Origin of the sequence: Blastococcus sp. VKM Ac-2987, assembly GCF_026967805.1 — a bacterium.
In the GTDB taxonomy this organism is placed as follows: domain Bacteria; phylum Actinomycetota; class Actinomycetes; order Mycobacteriales; family Geodermatophilaceae; genus Blastococcus.
Window position 1 is genome coordinate 545,498 of sequence record NZ_JAPVBG010000002.1, and the last position, 17,327, is coordinate 562,824.

At 72.4% G+C, this 17,327-nt stretch carries 17 protein-coding genes and 3 tRNA genes; 8 read left to right on the top strand and 12 right to left on the bottom strand.

Annotation, left to right across the window (positions count from 1 at the left end; translation table 11 throughout):
- Positions 1 to 171 precede the first annotated feature (171 nt).
- Positions 172 to 1,206 carry a hypothetical protein gene (locus O2W17_RS11490; RefSeq protein WP_269193291.1) on the top strand — a complete coding sequence of 345 codons (1,035 nt, stop codon included), beginning with the start codon at positions 172 to 174 and terminating at the stop codon, positions 1,204 to 1,206.
- A 47-nt stretch (positions 1,207 to 1,253) separates the two neighbouring features.
- On the opposite strand, the gene O2W17_RS11495 is transcribed toward O2W17_RS11490, so the two are convergent.
- The 3 genes from O2W17_RS11495 to O2W17_RS11505 all read right to left on the bottom strand — a co-directional run bounded on the left by O2W17_RS11495 (position 1,254) and on the right by O2W17_RS11505 (position 1,518).
- Positions 1,254 to 1,327: transfer RNA gene (locus tag O2W17_RS11495), tRNA-Phe, on the bottom strand.
- A 23-nt stretch (positions 1,328 to 1,350) separates the two neighbouring features.
- Positions 1,351 to 1,424: transfer RNA gene (locus O2W17_RS11500), tRNA-Asp, on the bottom strand.
- A 21-nt stretch (positions 1,425 to 1,445) separates the two neighbouring features.
- Positions 1,446 to 1,518: transfer RNA gene (locus O2W17_RS11505), tRNA-Glu, on the bottom strand.
- 84 nt (positions 1,519 to 1,602) lie between these two features.
- Here O2W17_RS11505 and O2W17_RS11510 point away from each other — a divergent pair.
- Entirely contained in the window at positions 1,603 to 2,259 is a 657-nt protein-coding gene (locus tag O2W17_RS11510; RefSeq protein WP_269192572.1) for an AMIN-like domain-containing (lipo)protein, read from the top strand.
- Between the two features lie 14 nt (positions 2,260 to 2,273).
- Here the strand turns inward: O2W17_RS11510 and O2W17_RS11515 are convergent, their stop codons facing one another.
- The 3 genes from O2W17_RS11515 to O2W17_RS11525 form a co-directional block, all read right to left on the bottom strand.
- On the bottom strand, positions 2,274 to 2,606 hold the full coding sequence (locus O2W17_RS11515; protein WP_269192573.1) for a hypothetical protein: 333 nt from the start codon (positions 2,604 to 2,606) through the stop codon (positions 2,274 to 2,276).
- Between the two features lie 23 nt (positions 2,607 to 2,629).
- The gene (locus O2W17_RS11520; protein ID WP_269192574.1) at positions 2,630 to 4,162 is read right to left on the bottom strand and encodes a metallophosphoesterase; all 1,533 of its coding nucleotides are present in this window, start codon (positions 4,160 to 4,162) and stop codon (positions 2,630 to 2,632) included.
- 86 nt (positions 4,163 to 4,248) lie between these two features.
- Positions 4,249 to 4,767, bottom strand: coding sequence for a GtrA family protein (locus O2W17_RS11525; RefSeq protein WP_269192575.1), 519 nt, complete (start codon positions 4,765 to 4,767; stop codon positions 4,249 to 4,251).
- Between the two features lie 203 nt (positions 4,768 to 4,970).
- Here O2W17_RS11525 and O2W17_RS11530 point away from each other — a divergent pair, with 203 nt between their 5' ends.
- A complete protein-coding gene (locus tag O2W17_RS11530; protein WP_269192576.1) occupies positions 4,971 to 5,846 on the top strand; it encodes a Rieske 2Fe-2S domain-containing protein in 876 nt (291 codons plus the stop codon).
- Positions 5,847 to 5,873: 27 nt separating this feature from the next.
- Positions 5,874 to 6,719, top strand: coding sequence for a hypothetical protein (locus O2W17_RS11535; RefSeq protein WP_269192577.1), 846 nt, complete (start codon positions 5,874 to 5,876; stop codon positions 6,717 to 6,719).
- Positions 6,720 to 7,165: 446 nt separating this feature from the next.
- Here O2W17_RS11535 and mqo read toward each other — a convergent pair whose 3' ends face one another.
- From mqo to O2W17_RS11555, 4 genes are all read right to left on the bottom strand, one after another.
- Entirely contained in the window at positions 7,166 to 8,665 is a 1,500-nt protein-coding gene (mqo, locus tag O2W17_RS11540) for a malate dehydrogenase (quinone) (RefSeq protein WP_269192578.1), read from the bottom strand.
- Positions 8,666 to 8,891: 226 nt separating this feature from the next.
- A complete protein-coding gene (locus tag O2W17_RS11545) occupies positions 8,892 to 9,341 on the bottom strand; it encodes a hypothetical protein (protein WP_269192579.1) in 450 nt (149 codons plus the stop codon).
- A 415-nt stretch (positions 9,342 to 9,756) separates the two neighbouring features.
- Positions 9,757 to 10,131 (bottom strand): hypothetical protein, encoded by a 375-nt coding sequence (locus O2W17_RS11550; RefSeq protein WP_269192580.1) that lies wholly within the window; start codon positions 10,129 to 10,131, stop codon positions 9,757 to 9,759.
- Between the two features lie 26 nt (positions 10,132 to 10,157).
- A complete protein-coding gene (locus O2W17_RS11555; protein WP_269192581.1) occupies positions 10,158 to 10,406 on the bottom strand; it encodes a hypothetical protein in 249 nt (82 codons plus the stop codon).
- 65 nt (positions 10,407 to 10,471) lie between these two features.
- Between O2W17_RS11555 and O2W17_RS11560 the strand changes: the two genes are divergently transcribed.
- Positions 10,472 to 11,110 carry a helix-turn-helix transcriptional regulator gene (locus tag O2W17_RS11560; protein WP_269192582.1) on the top strand — a complete coding sequence of 213 codons (639 nt, stop codon included), beginning with the start codon at positions 10,472 to 10,474 and terminating at the stop codon, positions 11,108 to 11,110.
- Between the two features lie 238 nt (positions 11,111 to 11,348).
- Here the strand turns inward: O2W17_RS11560 and O2W17_RS11565 are convergent, their stop codons facing one another.
- Positions 11,349 to 11,867, bottom strand: coding sequence for an ASCH domain-containing protein (locus O2W17_RS11565; RefSeq protein WP_269192583.1), 519 nt, complete (start codon positions 11,865 to 11,867; stop codon positions 11,349 to 11,351).
- Entirely contained in the window at positions 11,867 to 13,375 is a 1,509-nt protein-coding gene (locus O2W17_RS11570) for a GNAT family N-acetyltransferase (RefSeq protein WP_269192584.1), read from the bottom strand. The genes O2W17_RS11565 and O2W17_RS11570 overlap by 1 nt, the downstream gene beginning before the upstream one ends.
- Before the next feature lie 566 nt (positions 13,376 to 13,941).
- On the opposite strand from O2W17_RS11570, the gene O2W17_RS11575 reads away from it, so the two are divergent.
- The 3 genes from O2W17_RS11575 (at position 13,942) to O2W17_RS11585 (ending at position 16,646) form a co-directional block, all read left to right on the top strand.
- Complete coding sequence (locus tag O2W17_RS11575; RefSeq protein WP_269192585.1) at positions 13,942 to 14,889, top strand: hypothetical protein; 948 nt, start codon at positions 13,942 to 13,944, stop codon at positions 14,887 to 14,889.
- Entirely contained in the window at positions 14,886 to 16,376 is a 1,491-nt protein-coding gene (locus O2W17_RS11580) for a hypothetical protein (RefSeq protein WP_269192586.1), read from the top strand. The genes O2W17_RS11575 and O2W17_RS11580 overlap by 4 nt, the downstream gene beginning before the upstream one ends.
- A gap of 63 nt (positions 16,377 to 16,439) precedes the next feature.
- A complete protein-coding gene (locus tag O2W17_RS11585) occupies positions 16,440 to 16,646 on the top strand; it encodes a hypothetical protein (protein WP_269192587.1) in 207 nt (68 codons plus the stop codon).
- Positions 16,647 to 17,327: the final 681 nt, after the last annotated feature.

Here is a 17,327-nt window from a genome sequence, read left to right on the forward strand (position 1 = left end):
GCAACGGACGCGTCGGCTCACCCGATGGAGTCGAGCCGGGTTGGCCCGGGCGCCGGTGGGGTAGCACGCTGGCTGACGGGCTCGAGCACCGCGGCCGGTCCCTGAGGATGTCGAGCCGATCCGCGCTGTCGTCGGAACGCTCGACCGTACGAGGAGACGCACCCCCGCGTGATGCATGCAGACCTCCCGCACCCGGGGCTGCCCACCCTGGCGGGTGCGGGCATCCGGGTGGTCTCGATCCCGCACAGCGACCCCTACGTGGACGCCGTCGTGCCCCCGGGCGCGATCCGCATCGGGGACGCCGCCGAGCCCAGCCCCTGGCTGGACGTCGCGCACCTCGCCGCCGCCGCGGACGAGGTCGACGTGGTGCACCTGCACGCCGGCTGCGGGCGCCTGGCCACCGCGGAGCTCGTGACGTGGACCGAGGAGCTGCAGCGGCTCGGTGTGCCGCTCGTCGTGACCGTCCACCAGCTCCGCGACGCCGGCGAGGCCGCGCCCGGCCGGCACGACGCCCACCTCGCCGCGGTGCTGGCCACGGCCGAGGTGGTCCTGACGCTCACGCCGGGCGCGGCCGACGTGATCCTGGACCGGTACGGGCGCACCTCGATCGTGGTGGCGCACCCCTCGATCGCCGCCGCCGACCCCGGGCTGGGCGCCGAGCGCGGCCTCGTGGGGGTGTGCGTGGGCCCGGCCTCGAGCGCCGTCCCCGACCCTGCGGGCCTGGTGCGGGCGGCGCTCTCGGGTGCGGTCTCCGGGGGCGGGCGGCTGCGCATCCTGGTCGACGAGGCCGCCGTCCCCGCGCTGGACCCGGTGGTCGCCGCCATGGCCGACGACGGGCGGATCGAGCTGGTCCGCTACCGGGCCGACGGGTGGGCGGCTGCGCTGCAGCAGCTGCACGTGGCCGTGCTGCCGGAGCGGTGCGGGACGCACTCGCGCGACGTCGAGATCTGCCGCGACGTCGGCACCCGCGTGGTGGCGCCCAGTTGCGGCTGGTTCGCCGACCAGTGGTCGGAGGTCGTGCCCTACGCCAACGACGAGCACGGTGGGCTGGATCCGGTGTCGTTGACCGCCGCGATCGGCGCGGCCCTGGCCCGGCCCATGCCGCGGCCGGCCGACCCGGCCTGGCGCGCGCAGCAGCGGGCGGCCGTGCAAGGGGTCCACGCGGAGGTGTACGCCCAGGTCGCGGCGGATCGCAGCTGGGCCTGAGACGGCGACGGGCCCGGCGCGATGCCGGGCCCGTGCGGAGCGGAGTGTGGGCAGGGGCGGGGTCGAACCGCCGACCTCTCGCTTTTCAGGCGAGCGCTCGTACCGACTGAGCTACCTGCCCCTCCCGGTGTCTCCACCGGAGAGCGACCCTGACGGGACTCGAACCCGCGACCTCCGCCGTGACAGGGCGGCGCGCTAACCAACTGCGCTACAGGGCCTTGCTGTGGTGCTGGTGTGCGTGCCCCCAACGGGGTTCGAACCCGTGCTACCGCCTTGAAAGGGCGGCGTCCTGGACCGCTAGACGATGGGGGCTCGTGTTCGCCGGGGGCAGCGAGAACAATACATGCCCCTCGCGCCTCCCCCGAGGCGGGGTCCCCGGATGTGAGGCTGTGTCGCGTGCGCACCCGATCCCGGGCGGTCGTCCCCGCCCTCCTGACCTCGCTGATCGTGCTGTCGGCCTGCGCCGGCGTCGGCAGCGGTGCCGCCGGGCCCACGGCGGATCCCGCCGGTGGGACGGCGGGCAGCACCCCCACGACCACCCCGGCTACCACCCCGGCCACGACCACCCCGGCCGTCGCGTCGGAGACCGACCCGGCGACGGGCGGGCCGGCGTTCCGGGCCGACACGGAGCCGGACACCGGGACCGCGTCGGCGGACGCCCGCGTGACGGTCCGTGACATCCGGGTGGAGACGCTCGACGGCTTCGACCGGGTGGTCCTCGAGGCCGCCGGGGAGGGGGCGCCCGGCTGGGACGTCCGGTACGTCGACGAGGCATCCGCCCCGGGGAGCGGCGCCGCGGTCGAGGTCGCCGGGGACGCGGTGCTCCAGGTGCAGGTCACCGGGGCCGGCTACCCCTACGACACCGGCGTCGAGGAGTACTTCGCGCCCGGCCCGCTGACGGCTGAGGACGCCGGAGCGGTGACCGGGGTGGTCTTCGCGGCGACGTACGAGGGGGTCACGACGGCGTTCGTCGGCACCGAGGAGCGCCGGCCCTTCCGGGTGTACCTGGAGGAGCCGGCGCGGGTGGTCGTCGAGGTGCTGCACGCCGGCTGACCCCGGCGCCCGGCTCAGCCCAGGCTGGCCGTCAGCTGCACCGAGTCGTCCGTGACGCCCGAGCAGGCGATCTCCAGCGGGCCGGCGGCCACGCTCTCGCCCTCCCCGCAGGACACGCTGGTCCCGCCGACGCTCAGCGTGGCGCGGCCGTCCTGCACGCCGTCGAAGGAGAGCGTGGTGCCGAGGATCTCGGCCTGCGCGCCGTCACCGGACAGGGTCGCGGTGCAGGAGCCCGAGGAGCACGAGACGTTGTGGGACGTGAAGGAGCAGCCGGTGAGCGCCGCGAGGGAAAGCCCTCCGGCGAGCAGCCCTCCGGCGAACCGGGCGGCACGGGTCGTCGACGTCATGGGCGCAGCGTAGGGCGCGCCGCTCACCCGGCCGGGGAGGCCGGCACCACCGGGTCGCCGGCCGGGACGGGAGCGACCACCGCGCCGCCCTCCTCCGGAGGCGCCACGGCGCCCTCGGCGTCCCGCGCCTGGTCGGCCGCGACGATCGTGCGCTGCACGGTCACCTCGGTCGCACCCAGCCCGCCCAGGGTGATCTCGTCGTAGGCCAGCAGGCTCCCGGAGGCGGGGTCGAGGTACAGCACGGTGCAGGTGAGCGGCTCGGGGTACTCGCCCTGCAGCCCGCGCAGGCCGGCGCCGCCGGTCGAGCCCTGCACCATGAGGAGCGTCTCCTCGGACAGCCTCTCGACCGCGCGCTCGTGGGTGTGGCCGGCGAGCACCAGGGGGACGACGCCGTCCAGCGGCGGTGCCTGCTTCGGGTCGTGCACCAGGGCGATCGCCGGCGGTTCGGCCAGCGTGCCCGCGAAGTCCGCCAGCTCCTCGCCGGAGGTCACCAGCACGTCCGCGCCCGCCTCGTCGTCGCCGGTGCTCTTGTCCGGGGTGAAGCGGGGGTCGGGGGCGCCCACGATGCGGATGCCGGCGATGCGGACGTCGGAGTCGTCGAGGACGGTGACGTTCGACTGGGCCGCCAAGATCTCCGCGGTGGTGGCCGAGTCGTGGTTGCCGCGGATGTAGACGTAGGGGACGTCGAGGTCGCCGACGGAGGTGATCAGCCGGTTCTCCGGCTCGCTGCCCCAGTCGGTGAGGTCGCCGGTGTCCAGGACGCCGTCCACGTCGAACTTCTCGACCACCTGCCGCATCAGGTCGAAGCCGGCGGGGTTGAGGTGGATGTCGGAGATGTGCAGGAGCGCCACCGAGTCGCCGGCGCCGGTGGGGCTCGGGAGGGCCGAGAGCGTCGCGTAGAGCGTCCCGACGTTGGCCACCAGGTCCTCGAGCGAGGCCCGGTAGGCGTCGAACCGGGCGACGATGTCCTGCGCGTTGCCGATGAGGCTGTTGGCGTTGACGAGCAGGCCCGTGTACGTCGGCTGGGAGAGCGCCTCCGGTCGCCACGTCGCGGCGCCGACGGCCCCGGTGGTGGCCAGCACCGCCGTGGTGACGCCGAGCGCGATCAGCGGCTCCCGCCGCCGGCGCAGCACCACCCAGGAGACCAGTGCGGCGCCGGCCAGCGCCCAGAACGCGGTGACCCACACCAGCCGGACGACGGCCGACTGCAGGTCTTCGGTGACCCGGTCGACGACGCCGGCCAGCAGGACCGGGTCGCTCGCCAGCGCCTGGGCGCGGGCCTGGTCGACGCTCTGCAGCGAGATGTCGAGCCGGAGCGGCCCGTCGTAGACGTCCACGGCCAGCGAACCGAGGGGTGGCACGGCGACCTCGGCGCCGCCGGAGGCCGGCCGGAAGGCCAGCGTGGCGTCGAACGGACCGATCGGCGCGGAGACGCGGGCGAACAGCAGGACGGCGATCAGCGCACCGCCGATCGCGAGGGCGGTGCGAGCGGCCCAGCGTGCGCCCACCCGGGCACGCCCCGGCCAGGGCGACGTCGTCGCGGTGGGATCGCTCATCGCGCACACGCTAGCGGTCGCCTCCGTTGCCCCCGGGGCGGCGCGGCGAGCGGCCCCGGGGAGTGGCCGGCCCGGCGCGGCTGATCTCAGGCCGGAGCCGGCTCCGGCCGAAAGATCCAGCGCAGGGCGACGAAGCGCATGAGACCGACCAGGGCGGTGACCGCGACGACCGTGGCGATCTGCAGCCAGGGCTGGGCGCCGTCGGTGACCGCGTCCAGCCAGCCGAGAGCGGAGCTGGTGGCCAGCAGGCCGATGACGGTGACCCCGCCGGCCTCCCACTGGGCGGTGAACCAGCGCACCCGCTCGTCGGCCCGGAAGGTCAGCCGGCGGTGCAGTTCGTTGGCCAGCACCGTGGAGACGGCGGTGGCCACCAGGTGGGCGGCCAGGTACCCCCGGCTGCGCAGCGCGACGAAGAGGATCGCGTAGACCCCGGTGGTGACGGCGCCGACGAGGACGAACCGCGCGAACTGGGCGGCGGTGTCGTCCTGGCGCAGCCGCGCGGTCAGCTGCGGCGCCGACGCCCGCACCCACTGCGCCGTCGTCCGTGCCAGGTCGCCGACGGCGTCGGCGGCGTGGCCGCGGCGGAGCAGGGACGGGCAGGTCACGGGAGGTCCTTCGGGCAGCTGAGCGAAAAGTAGAGGTGAGCCGGGTCAAGGCTCCTCTCCGGCATAACCTCTGTCACCCCCATACATGCCGGGGGGAACCGGTACTCACCCGTGTCCTTGCTCACGGTCGCCTGCGGATCACCCGCTGACAGGGCCGGGCATCCCGGTGCGTCACACCGCGACCTCCCGGGTAGGGGCCGCCCATGAGTCTCATGGGGTTCCTGGACCGCATCGCGGACGTGTCGGCGTTCGACAAGGCCATCGAGCCGGCGCGGCGCGCCGTCCAGGGCCTGCCGAGCGCGGTCAAGGACGTGCTGCACGGCACCTGGCTGGGCCACCCGCTCCACCCGGTGCTGGTGCAGGTGCCGGTCGGCAGCTGGGTGTCCGCCGGTCTGCTGGACGCGGTGCCGCGGCTGCGGCCGGCGGCCACGGTGCTCATCGGCACCGGCGTCGCCGCCTCCGTCCCTGCCGCGCTGTCGGGTGCGGCGGACTGGTCGGAGCAGGGGAGCGGGGTGCGCCGGCTGGGCGCGCTGCACGCGGTTCTGAACACCGCCGCGCTCGGCCTGTACGCCGGCTCGCTGGTGGCCCGGGGACAGGGGCGCGGCACGCTGGGCCGGGTGCTGGCCTACTCGGGGCTCGGCCTGGCCGGGGGCTCGGCCGCGATCGGCGGCCACATGTCCTACGCGCAGTCCTCGGGCGCCTCGCACGCGGCTACCGCGGTGCGGGCCCTGAGCACCGACTGGATCGACCTCGGCCCGCTGGACGACCTCCCCGAGGGCCGGCCGGCGATGCGCACCGGGAAGGGCAGCAGCATGGCGGTGCCGCTGGCCGTCGTCCGGCGCGGGGCGCGGGTCGACGTCTTCGTGGCGGCCTGCTCGCACCTGTCCGGCCCGCTGGACGAGGGCACCGTGGAGAACGTGCGGGGCAGCGACTGCCTGGTGTGCCCGTGGCACGGCTCGGCGTTCGCCCTCGACAACGGCGAGCCGCGGCGCGGTCCGGCGGCCAACCCGCAGGAGAAGCTCGAAGTGCGCATGGAGGCCGGCCGGGTCAAGGCGCGGGTGCCGAGCCGCCACCGCTGACGCTCCGCGGCCCTACGCTGCGGGGCCATGAGGCGGCTGACCGCGCTGCTCGTGGCGCTGGTCCTGGCCGGGTGCGGCGGCGAGCCGGTCGGTGACGAGGCGGCGCCGACGTCGGCGGGGCCCGTGCCGGCCGCCGTGCCGCCCGTGCCCGGCATCGCGGCCGAGGCCGTGCGGCTGCGCACCGACGAGGCCGTCGGCGGGCGGATCCAGGTGCGGGTCACCGCGACCGCGGACGAGCCGTTCACCGTCACCGCGGTGGCGCTGGACGTGCCGGGCTTCGCGCCGCTCCCGCCGGTGGCGGTGGCGGCCGCCTTCGCGCCGGGGCGGGTCATCGACCTGCCGACCCCCTACGGGGCAGCGCGCTGCCCCGGGGCCGCGGCGCCCGCTGCCGCCCGGCTCACGGTGCTGCGCCCGGACGGCGCCGTGGACGAGGCGCGCGTCCCGCTCGGCGGGCGCGCGCTGGAGCGGGTGCACGACGAGGAGTGCGCCGCCGCGGCGGTGGCCCGGGCGGTGGAGCTCGGCGTGACGGACCTGCGGGCAGGCGACGAGGAACTGTCGGGCCGCCTCACCCTGACCCGACGGCAGGGCGACGAGCGGGTCGGTCTCGACCGCGTGACGGGCAACGTGCAGTTCGACGTGGCGGCGGAGCTCCCCCTGGAGCTGGCGGCCGGGGCGGGTGCGGCGGACGGCGCGGTGCGGTTCACCGTGGCCACCTGCGACGGGCACGTGCTCGCCGAGGTCAAGCAGCCCTACGTCGTCCCGCTGGGGATGCGCATCGGGGACGAGCCGGTGGTGGTGGACCTGCCCGTGGACGACGGGCTGCGCACCGCGCTGGCCGATCTGGTGGCCCGGGTGTGCCGCGGCGGGAGCTGAGCCCGGCCGGGGAGAGGCCGGCCCGGCCGCCCCGGGGGGAACGGGTCAGCCGGGCCGGGGTCGTTCCCGCCGGGCGCCGGAGCGCTGAGCGGACGATGCGGCGGTCGGGAGCGCAGTTGCCGCGATCCCGACCGGAACGATGATGACGGTACGTAACCGCTGGGGCTAGCCGTGTCCCCTGAACGGGTGGTCCAGCGCGAGTGTTGGTGACGCGGCGCACACGACGTGTGGCGATCACCACCTCTTGGGCACCCGAGAGGGATGTTCTTCCTCTTCTCCAGCCGCCTCGGCTGTCTCGGTTCGCTGCTGATCTCCGCGGTGCTGACCGTCATCCTGCTGCTGGTGCTGGGCGTGCTCTGACGACGCCGGGCGCCGGTCTGCAGGCAGACCGGCGCCCGGGGCGCGGATGTTGCGAGGTGCGGGCCCCGGAGGGGCGCCTGGCGGGATCAGGCGTTGAGCTCCAGCGTCTGCATGGTCTCGGTGCGGACCTGCTCCAGCAGCGCCGGCTCGTCGTTCAGCGAGTGCCCGTACGAGGGGATCGCCGTCTGCAGCAGCGGTCGCCAGGCGTCGATGCGCTGCGGGAAGCAGCGCTCGAGCAGGGTGAGCATCGCCGAGACGGCGGTCGAGGCGCCCGGGGAGGCGCCGAGCAGGCCGGCGATGCTGCCGTCCCCGCCGACGATCAACTCGGTGCCGAACTGCAGGACGCCCTTGCCCGACTTCGGGTCCTGCTTGATGACCTGCACCCGCTGGCCGGCGGTGACCATGTCCCAGTCGGCCTGCTCGGCGGTGGGCACGAACGCCTGCAGCGTGCGGTGGCGGGCCTTCCGGGTCTGCATCAGCTCGCCGATGAGGTACTTGGTCAGCGCCATCTCGGTGCGCGCGACGCCGAGCATCGAGCCCAGGTTGTTCGGCTTGACGCTCTTGGGCAGGTCGAACATCGACCCGGCCTTGAGGAACTTGGGGGAGAAGCCGGCGTAGGGGCCGAACAGGATCGAGTACTCGCCGTCGATCAGGCGCAGGTCCAGGTGGGGGACCGACATCGGGGGCGCACCCACGGCGGCCTGCCCGTACACCTTGGCCTGGTGGTCGCCGACCAGCTCGGGCGAGCGGCTGCGCAGGAACATGCCGCTCACCGGGAAGCCGCCGAAGCCGCGGATCTCCGGGATGCCCGCCTTCTGCAGCAGCGGCAGCGCGCCACCACCGGCGCCGACGAAGACGAAGCGGGCGCGCATGATCACGCGGTCACCGGAGACGGTGTCGCGCACGGTGACCTTCCAGCGGCCGTCGCTCTGCTTCTCCAGGGAGTCGACGCGCTGGTTGACGTGCACGTCGACGCCGCGGGTGGCGACGTCGTCGAGCATCAGGCGGGTGAGGGCGCCGAAGTTGACGTCGGTGCCCGCTGCCGAGCGGGTGGCGGCGACGATCTCCTCGGGGTCGCGGCCGCGCATCATCAGCGGCAGCCACTCGGCCATCTCGGCCGGGGTCTCGGTGTACTCGATGCCGTCGAACAGCGGCTGCGCGGCCAGGGCGGCGTGGCGGGCGCGCATGTAGCTGCGGCCGTCCTCACCCGTGACGAAGCTCAGGTGCGGGACGGGGGAGATGAAGTCCTTGGGCGAGCCGGTCATCCCGCCGCGCACGAGGTGCGACCAGAACTGCCGGGAGACCTGGAACTGCTCGTTGATCGTGATGGCCTTGGTCGGGTCGACCTGGCCGTCGGGGCCCGCGGGCGTGTAGTTGAGCTCGCAGAGGGCGGCGTGCCCGGTGCCGGCGTTGTTCCAGGGGCCCGAGCTCTCGCCGGCGACGGCCTTGCCCGACTCGAAGACCGCGACGCTCCACTCGGGGGCGACGACCTTGAACAACTGGGCCAGGGTCGCGCTCATGATGCCGCCCCCGACGAGTACGACGTCGGGGTTCGCGCTGTCGGGAACGCTGCGCTCGGAAGTCACGGCTGCCTCTCTGGCTGTGCTCGGCGAGGCGCTGCAGCGCCCTCCATCGATCGTCGGTCGAAATCGGCCGGTACATGCGACCGCCGGCGTATGAGGTATCTCACCGCAGTTCGCCGGTACGGCCCCTCAAGGTTATGACCGGCACCGACGGGTCCCATGCGCGGGCCGGTGTGTGCACCTTCACGCCGTCGGCGAGCCAGGCCTCCGGCGCCCGGGAGCCGTGGCGCTACGTGGCACCGTCCCGCCAGGCGCGCAGCTCGGCGGCCTGCTCCTCCAGTCGCCGCTTCAGGCCGGGCAGCGGAGGCACCTCGGTGGCGACGAGGTGCAGCGTCGTCCCGTCCCGGAGGAGCAGTTCCAGCCGGCGCAGGGAGCCGGGCCCGCCCTGGCGGCCCAGCATCACGCGGTCGATGTCGGAGCGTCGGAGGCGGCGGGTGGTCAGCCGGTTGCGCACCTCGAGCGAACCGTCGGCGTGCGCGCGGGCGCGGCTCAGCGCCGTCGCCGTGTTGTAGCCGGTGATGCCGACCATGAAGGCGATGAAGAGGATCGTGAAGTGCGCGGGGAAGTCGCCGGTCAGGACGACCACCGCGACCACGACGGCGACCACAAGTGACGCGCCGTAGAGCGCCTGCGACAGCGGCGCCTGGCGGAGTTCGAGGACGACGTCCGAAGGGGTCACGACGGCGATCATGACCACGCCGACCGTCGAGGGCAGCGCCGTGCCGCGATCGGGTGACGCGGGAGCCGGCGTCCCGGTGACCTCCGCGTCGGGGATGCCGGCGAGCGCGGCAGCCGGGCGGGGTTCCGGCGGTAGCCTTCCGAGGGCTGCGGGATCCCTGTAGCCGAGGGCCTCTGGTGGATGCAGAAAACCCCTTTCACCTGCGCCTTCGCGTCGTCGGCGGACGGTCTACAAGGCGCTTCATGGGACACGGAGCCGTGGTTCGCGGAGCGCTGGAGCGCCCCAGTTGGAATGCCTGAAGGCCCCGCAAGTGGTGACGGGTTATGGCCGGAGAGGCGCGAGGTTGCGTTGACTGGGTGTGCCCCCCGCTTCGCGCAGGAGGGCACACCCAGTGGGACCCGTCAGCTGCGTCCAATCACCTACGGCTCAGCGACCCAAGGACGCCCTTCGCCTGGGCCAGCTGCCCGCGGAGGGCCTCGACCTCGTTCGCGTAAGCGTCGATGAGGCTGTCCTGCGTAGCGATGACGACGTGCGCGGCGGCCAGCTCAGACTCCAGCTTCGTGAGCTTCTCCTCCTGCGCGCGGACCGTGACGTGGAGGTCTTGGACCTCGATCTCGAGGTCGTAGATCCGTTCGTTCTTCTGCCGGAACATCTCGCGCAGCCGATCGACCGCGCGCCGGGTGATCGTGATGCCGTGCTTCGCCTCGTGCAGTTCGGCGCGGAAGCCCGGACATGTCCGGACGTTGTGCCCGTCGTTCCTGCAGTGGCCGCAGCGCTGTCCTGATGACATGGCTTCTCCCCGTGTCTCTCAGTCCGTCACAGGACGACGGTCATGGCGACACCGGTGGCCGTAGCCACGATGCCGGCCTGAGCCAGGTACTTCCCGGCGCGCCGACCCGGGCTGTCCTCATCCGTGGGACGCAGGTAGTCGGCCCACTCGCGGGCCTCGCGCAGCTGGTCCCTGATTTCCGACGCCCGTGACGAGTCGCTGGTGTATCGCTGGTCGATCTCCGCGGCGCTTCCGGGCGCCGTCTCGTGCTCGTACTGGGACTCGTCGTTCGTCATGTCATTGCTCCCTGCGGACAGTTGCGGACTCTTGCTGTCAGGTACGTTGGCGTACAGTTGCGGACATGTCAAGCGAGCCTCGTACTCGGCGATCGGCGGCCCAGCCGGAGAGCGAAGAGGCGCATCGCGGGCTCCCGCAGGCCCTCGAGGTCGCGCGGATCAGAGCTGGCTTGTCGCGGGAGGCGCTTGCGCGCTCGGCGGGCATGAGCCGCTCAACGGTGCTGAAGATCGAGACAGGCGAGCGCAGTCCGAGCCCATCGACGCTCAAGAAGCTCGCAGAGGCGTTGAAGGTCTCGCCAGACGAGCTGCTCGCCGCGGGCTGGGTCGCGGCTGAGGACGATCCAGACAAGCGCCGAAAGCGGGCGAAGTCGATCGCCGCGACGCTGTTCGCGGTGAGCCCGCCTCTCGTCGGCCTCGGAGCGTCGGTCGGGGGCCACGTGATTGGCGGTAAGGCCGGTGAGGTGCTGGAGCTGATTGGTGCTCTCGCGTCAGCACGAACACCGGCGAAAGCTGCGCCCAGGGACGAAGCTGACCGTGACGCTGCGGTCAGGGCCGCGGACGAGCGCATTGAAGTCCTGACGCGGCAGGTCGAGTTCCTGACTCAGCGGTTGGCCGACCTGGAAAGCCGGTTGAAGGTGCAGGACTCTGATGACCGCATCACTGTCGACCGGTCCCATCCCCTCCGCGAGCACACCACCGACTGACAGCGCACAACGGAGCCGCAACGCCACACGGGCGCGCGTCAACCTGGAGCGCTCCCCGGCGCAGGCCGGCTGGCGGTCGACGTCTAGGTCATCACGCTGGCGCAGCGACGCCGGTCGTCGGGCGCCTTCCGGCGGAAGAACACCGGCTGGGCACAACTACTGGAAGGCCTCGGGCGGGCACGGGCCAGCAGTCGCTACCCAGCCTGACGCGTACAGCCGCTCATCCCCGGCGAATCGCTTACACGGCCCGCCGGAGCAAGCTCGCCGCGGCGTGAATGGCGTCGGCCGTCCTGACGAGAATGGAAGCCACGACCGACGGCGGGCCGCTGGCGGAGGACGTCCTGTCGGTGTCCCGCGGTTCGCGCTGAAGCCATGTCTGCACGTCAATGGCTTGTGCCCGGGTCAGGTAGCTGAAGCTCTGGGGTGGTCGGCTGACGCCGGGCAGATCGGTGACCGGCCGCGGCTGAGATAGCTGCTGCACCGAGCCGATGAGGATGCCTACGGCCGCCGGCGTCTGCGCGTAGTACTCGTCGTATCCAGCGACGCTGATCCCGGCGTGAATGCGGTGTCGGTTCCATAGCTCGGGGGGCGGCGCCACGTCGTGGCCGAGCACCTCGAAGGTGCCGACGATGCGACCCACCGGCTGCGTGGCGTAGATGACCACGGTGGACACGTCCGGTGCGAGGCGTCGCTTGCGGAACTCCACCCGCTTGGTGCCGGCGAGGATCGCGTCGGCGTACCGCGGATGGATCGACATCAGCGCTGTTCGTTGAGCCGTTCCTGCAGCCAGCGTCGTCCCTCCTCGTTGCGGACCTCGGTGATGCTCTGCGGGTGACCGTTGAGTACCCCGGCGGTCATCAGCTCCCGCCGGGACCATGCTGGTTCTAACAGGCGGTCCTGACGGAACAGGAGAGTGAGCACCGGACGCGCCGAGCGGCAGAGACGTGTGATGTCTTCCAGGGTGTAGACGGTGCGCCGGCCGACGTAGCGGGCGATCTCTTCTGGGACGTGGCTGACGTGAACGTCCTCGACGACGCCGGCGACGGTGACCGCCGATCGCTCCCGGGAGCGGTAGAACAGCAGCGTCGACCCAGGGGTGACGCGGCGGGTGGGTGCGTTGCACAGGTATGCCTTGCGCAGCGCGTTTCCGTACGGGTGCTCACCGGTCAGCAGGCTCAACTGGCCGGGGTAGTCCGGAAACAGCACGTTGTGCCAGCGCGGCTCCACCGGAACTACGAAGACGGGTGCCCGGGTGTCGATCGCGGGTGGCCCGAATGTGGTGTGGAACTCCAGGGGGTCCAAGTCCGTGCCCTGCGCAGATGGACGCCGGGCCTTGGCCAGGACCAGTTCGCCGACGGGACTGCGTCCGTGATCCCGGAACCCGAATGCGGTGAGGAGATCGACCAGGGTCGCGTGCTTCTCGAAGACGGTGACGTAGATCGTGTCGTGGCTGTGGTGCTCGGCATGGTTGAAGAGGGTCTTGAGCAGCAGTTCGCCGTAGCGGCGGCCGTGCGCCTCGTCGGTCACCTTGAGCGTCGAGACCTTCAGCACCCTGCCGGGCAGCCCGTAGGGAGTGTCGGTCTCCTCCTTGACGAGCATCACCCCGGCGTATCTCTCGTCGTCGTGACGGATGATCCACGCGGGCCGGTGCGCCCTTCGCACGCCCGCGAACCAGGCATCGAAGCCGGGGTAGTCCTCCCGCAAGGAATCGAAGATCGGGTCGTGTGGGTCGAGTTGGTAGGACAGGACGTGCTCGACCGCGGGGGGCGGCTTGAGTGGGCGCGGTGACAAGTCGCGGAGGAGCTGCACCGCTTCGGCCAGAGGCAGGACGTTCTCGGCCAGCCCGGTGCGGCGCGCTCGGCCTCGCAGTCGGGCGTCGTCCGTGACGAGGTAGTCGACGGCGGCTGCGCCAACGGCCGCCAGCATCTCCAGATCTACCGCGTCGTTGCTGTCGGGCGCGGGGGGCGCCGGCAGGTCCAGTCGCGTGACCAGGTCCGCGAGCGTGGACTGCGGGATGCCGGATAGCGCCGGGTACTTCGCGGCAAGGGCGAGGTGCGCGCTACGACGCGCAAGGTCACGGTCGCGGGCGAAGTCCCGCCGGGTCGCCTCGTGCAGGTAGAGCCGGTGACCGCCCTCCGCAGCCAGGCGGGCAAGTTCGGCGCCGAACTCGAGACCCCGCTCCACGGCTGTGGATGTGGGCTCGAGAGCGATGAAGGCGTTTGTGTCCAGCAGCAGCTTCAGGCTGGTCCCTGTCGTTGGCTGCATCTCGCCTCCTTCCTCGGCTCCGACCTGCATCGTTGCGCGTGGAACCCGCCCGTGTCGCTTCAACGAGCGGTTCTTCCGCCTTCTGGTCGACCGCGCCTATGCCCGTGGATGAGCTGACGGTCGGGCGTCCCGACGTGGCTGGAGCTCGCGCGGGGCTCACACGTAGCGCGGGGCGCGTGGGTGGCCTCGGTGCTGATCACCTCCTTTCTGCCGAGGCCTGTCCCCGTTGCGCCCGGTGGCTGCTCATCACCTCCTTCGGTGCCATCGGCGCGCGACGTCGCGGTCCCGCCCGCACGTGTGTGCCGGGCCCGTTCGTTCGCTGTGGAGTTGTCCGCGGTCACCGTGATGGGGATGAGCTGCGAGGTGCCCGCCCGAAGGCGGTCCGGGCGTGACGCCGGCGGTCACCGGCACAAGACCGGATGTGGAGGTCTGTGCGCGGTTCCTGGCTACTGCGCAATCACCCGCCGACGAGCCAGAGAACGCACGTGATCGGACGTGCGGGCGAATGCAGCCGCGAAGATCGCCCGCACCTTGCCCCCGTCACACACCCGACCAAGGGAGACGACGTGGGGCGACGGGTAGCCGCCAAGAGCACCCCGCCGGCGACGGCCACGGCGAAAGCCGGGCCACCGCTGGCCGACGCGATGGCCGCTGTGGTCGCGCAGTGGCGCGACGAGTGGCTGATCAGCGAGCAGACGATGCTGCGCGCCACCGAGACGGTCGGCCGGTATGTACGCCGACTGGAACGCACCGGTGTCCACCGGTTCGGGCAGGAGCGGCCAGAGGACGCGGCGGCGTTCGTGCACGCTCCAACGCGAGCCGGGCTGCCGCCGGAGCTGGCCACGATGCACGCCCGGCGCACCTGTCTGCGGATGCTGTACCGATCGCTGCGGTCTCGTGGCGAGTACGACGGGGATCCCACGCTGGACCTGGTCCTGCCGCCGCGTGGCGTGCTCGCAGCACGGCCGCTGACCGCTGACGAGGCGGCGCTATGCCGCTTGTCGAGCCGGATGGGCGTGGGAGCGAGGACGCTGCGGCTGGCGGTGTGCTGGGCGCTGGGGGAGACCACCGCGGTGTCCAGCGAGATCAGTGCGCTGCGTATCCGCGACCTGGACCACCCGCACCGACCGGAGGCGGTACAGCTGCCCGGCACCAGCCGCCACGACCCGCGCACCGGGACGCTGACCGCATGGGGCGGGGCAGTGCTGGTCCGCCATCTGGAGGCACTGCATGCCGCCGGTGCCACCCCCGACACGCTGCTGGCCTACCGCGGCGCCGCGAGGCCCGGTGGGCACGTGGGCCAGGCCAGCGTCTGCAACGCGCTCGGCACCGTCCTGAACCTGGCCGGGCTGAGCGCGGAGCCGGATGTACGCCCGGCGTCGCTGCGCCACTGGGCCGGCCGTGAACTGTTCGACGCCGGTGCGCCGATCGAGGAGGTGGCCCGCCGGTTGGGGGCGCGCAGCCTGGACTCCGCCGCCGAGGACATCGCGCTGGCCTGGCGGGAGCCGCGATGAGCCGCCCGCGCAGCGCTGTGCCCTCGACCGTGGAGCAGGTGCGGGCGGTCATGCGGCATCGACTGATCTACGAGCTGGGCGCGCTCATTCCTGCCGACCCGCCGGTCGGGCGCCGACCCGTGTACCCCGGCTACCTGCTCATCGCCTTCGGCGTGCTGGCCCGGATGACCCGCTCGGGCGCGAAGCTGGACGCCGAGCTGCGCAACGGCGGCCTGTGGCCGCTGATGCAGGCCGAGGCTGCCGCCATGCGGGACCAGCTGCCCGACGAGCTGTGGGCGCCGCCGGGGGATCGGCCGCCGACGTGGGCCGCCTGGCAGTACGCCCGCAACACCCACCTCACCACCGACGAGGCGCTAGCCGAGATGCACCGGCTGTTCATCGCCGGCTCGGTGGCCCAGGCACGCTCCCTCGGGCTGTTGGATCCCAAGGGCCCGGGGTCGCTGAACCATCCGGCCCGGTCCCGGACGGTCTACGGCGACGGCACGGTCGTCCGCTCGCTGTACAAACCGCCGACCGTGGTGTGGATCGAGGACCCGGAGACGGGGGAGCGGGTTCGCCGGTACCGCGACAAGGGCACCGGCGAGCTGGTCGAGATACCCACCCGCCGCTACGACCCCGACAGTGCCGAGTGGCACGGGCACACCGGCCCGGTGCACGGCACCAACCTGGTCGTCGTCTACGCCCGCGGCGATGCCCCTTTCCAGCGGGTCGTGCTCGCCGTCGGGCGGGCTGAGCGACCCGGGCGGGAGGCCGAGGCCGCGGTCCGGCTCATCGGCGACGTGCACCGCGTCGCCGGCGCCGGCGTGCTGGCGGTGGTGTACGACGGTGCGCTTCGGGGAGTGCATTTGGAGCACCTGATGACCCGGCACGGGCTGGTCGTGGTCAACAAGGTCGCCGCAGCACCGCTCAGTGAGGCGGAGAAGGCGGAGCGGGGAGGGCTCAAGGCCGTCAAGAGCTATCCGCTGGGCAGCTGGGAGCACGACACCGACGACGGCGAGTGCACCCACGCCCTCGCCGCCGTCGACGGCGCGATCGTGGAGGTCACGCTCGACGACACCGGCGACCCGGTCGTGGCGCACCGGCTCACCCGCCGGCAGGTGAAGCGGCCGCGCCGCGGCAACGGCAACTACCACTTCTCCGCCGCCTTCGTGGTGCCCTGCCCCCGGGGGGACTTCGACGCGTGGATCACCCCGCACGGTGAGACCGGCGACCCCGACGCCCGCCGCGCCGAGAACGTGCGGCTGATCGCCGAAGGCGAGGAGGACTTCGCCCGTCTCTACGGGATCCGCAACGACTCCGAGGCGTTCAACAGCGCGTTCAAACGGTCGTTGCTGGTGAACAGGGCGATGAGCTTGGGCTGGCGCCGTCAGCTGCTCGACGCGGTCTGTTTCGCGTTGCTGTCCAACGCTGTGGTCGCTCACAGGGCAGCAGAGGCCGGCGTGGCCACGCCCGCTGGCGGTCGTCGGCGATCACTGCGCTCCGCCTGAGCACGGCACCTGCGCATGGACCAGTCCAGCGGCGGATGCCACGCTTACAGGCAAGGAGGTGGCGTGGTGCCGGAGATCTTCATCGACTTCTCCCTGGTCGGTCGCGACGCAGGCCGCGTGCGCTCGCGCGTGAAGGCCTCGGTCCGGCGGCGCTTACAGGCTGGCGACACAGTTGTCATCTTGGGCGACGATGTCGCGCCTATCCGTGCCCACGTGGTGACCATCGCGAGCGATAGCCCCGAGGTCGAGTTTGAACTCGTCCGCGGCTGAACCCCGTACATGACCGCGGGGTGGACGAGGCCCGATGGACCCATGCCCGTCGCTCTCATTTGCCGTGGTCAGCTCCGCCCCCCTTACGGTGAGGGTGAGATCCGGGGAAGGGCCTATCGCTCCCCGAAGAGATCCACATGGTCGTCTCGCCGTGACGCGGCTCGGATGATGGCGTCGCCTGTTCCCCCGGGGCCACCTTCCAGCACCTTCACCGTGGAGCATGGATACCTGGACTTGCAGGTATGGCACTGGCCCTTTGCCTCGCTGTGGATCCTGTAGACGTCAGCGAGCAACTGGCGGTAGTGGTCGCGCTGCCTCAGCGCCGCAGCGGCTTGCCTCGCCCCGTCGGTCTTCGCCTTCTTGGCCTCGCCCTCGTACTGCGTCGCCCGCCTGGCAGCGTGGTCGGCGTAGGCCCTGATCCGTGGCTCATGGTCGAGGAGCCGCGCAAGCGTGCGTGAGTCGTCAGTGGCGTTCGGACCCCCGGCATGATCGAGACAAGGGGCGCAGTAGGGCTGGGCGGGGGCGCCCGGCCACCATTCGTACCCGTAGGCCAGGCCGCAACATGCACAACGACCCGAGCGCCGCATTCGGCTCTCGCCACTGGCTCCGACGCCGAATGGGTTCGCTGTAATCACGTGGTGAACGCTAGGTCGCGCCTCCGACATTTCTGCTGATCGGCGC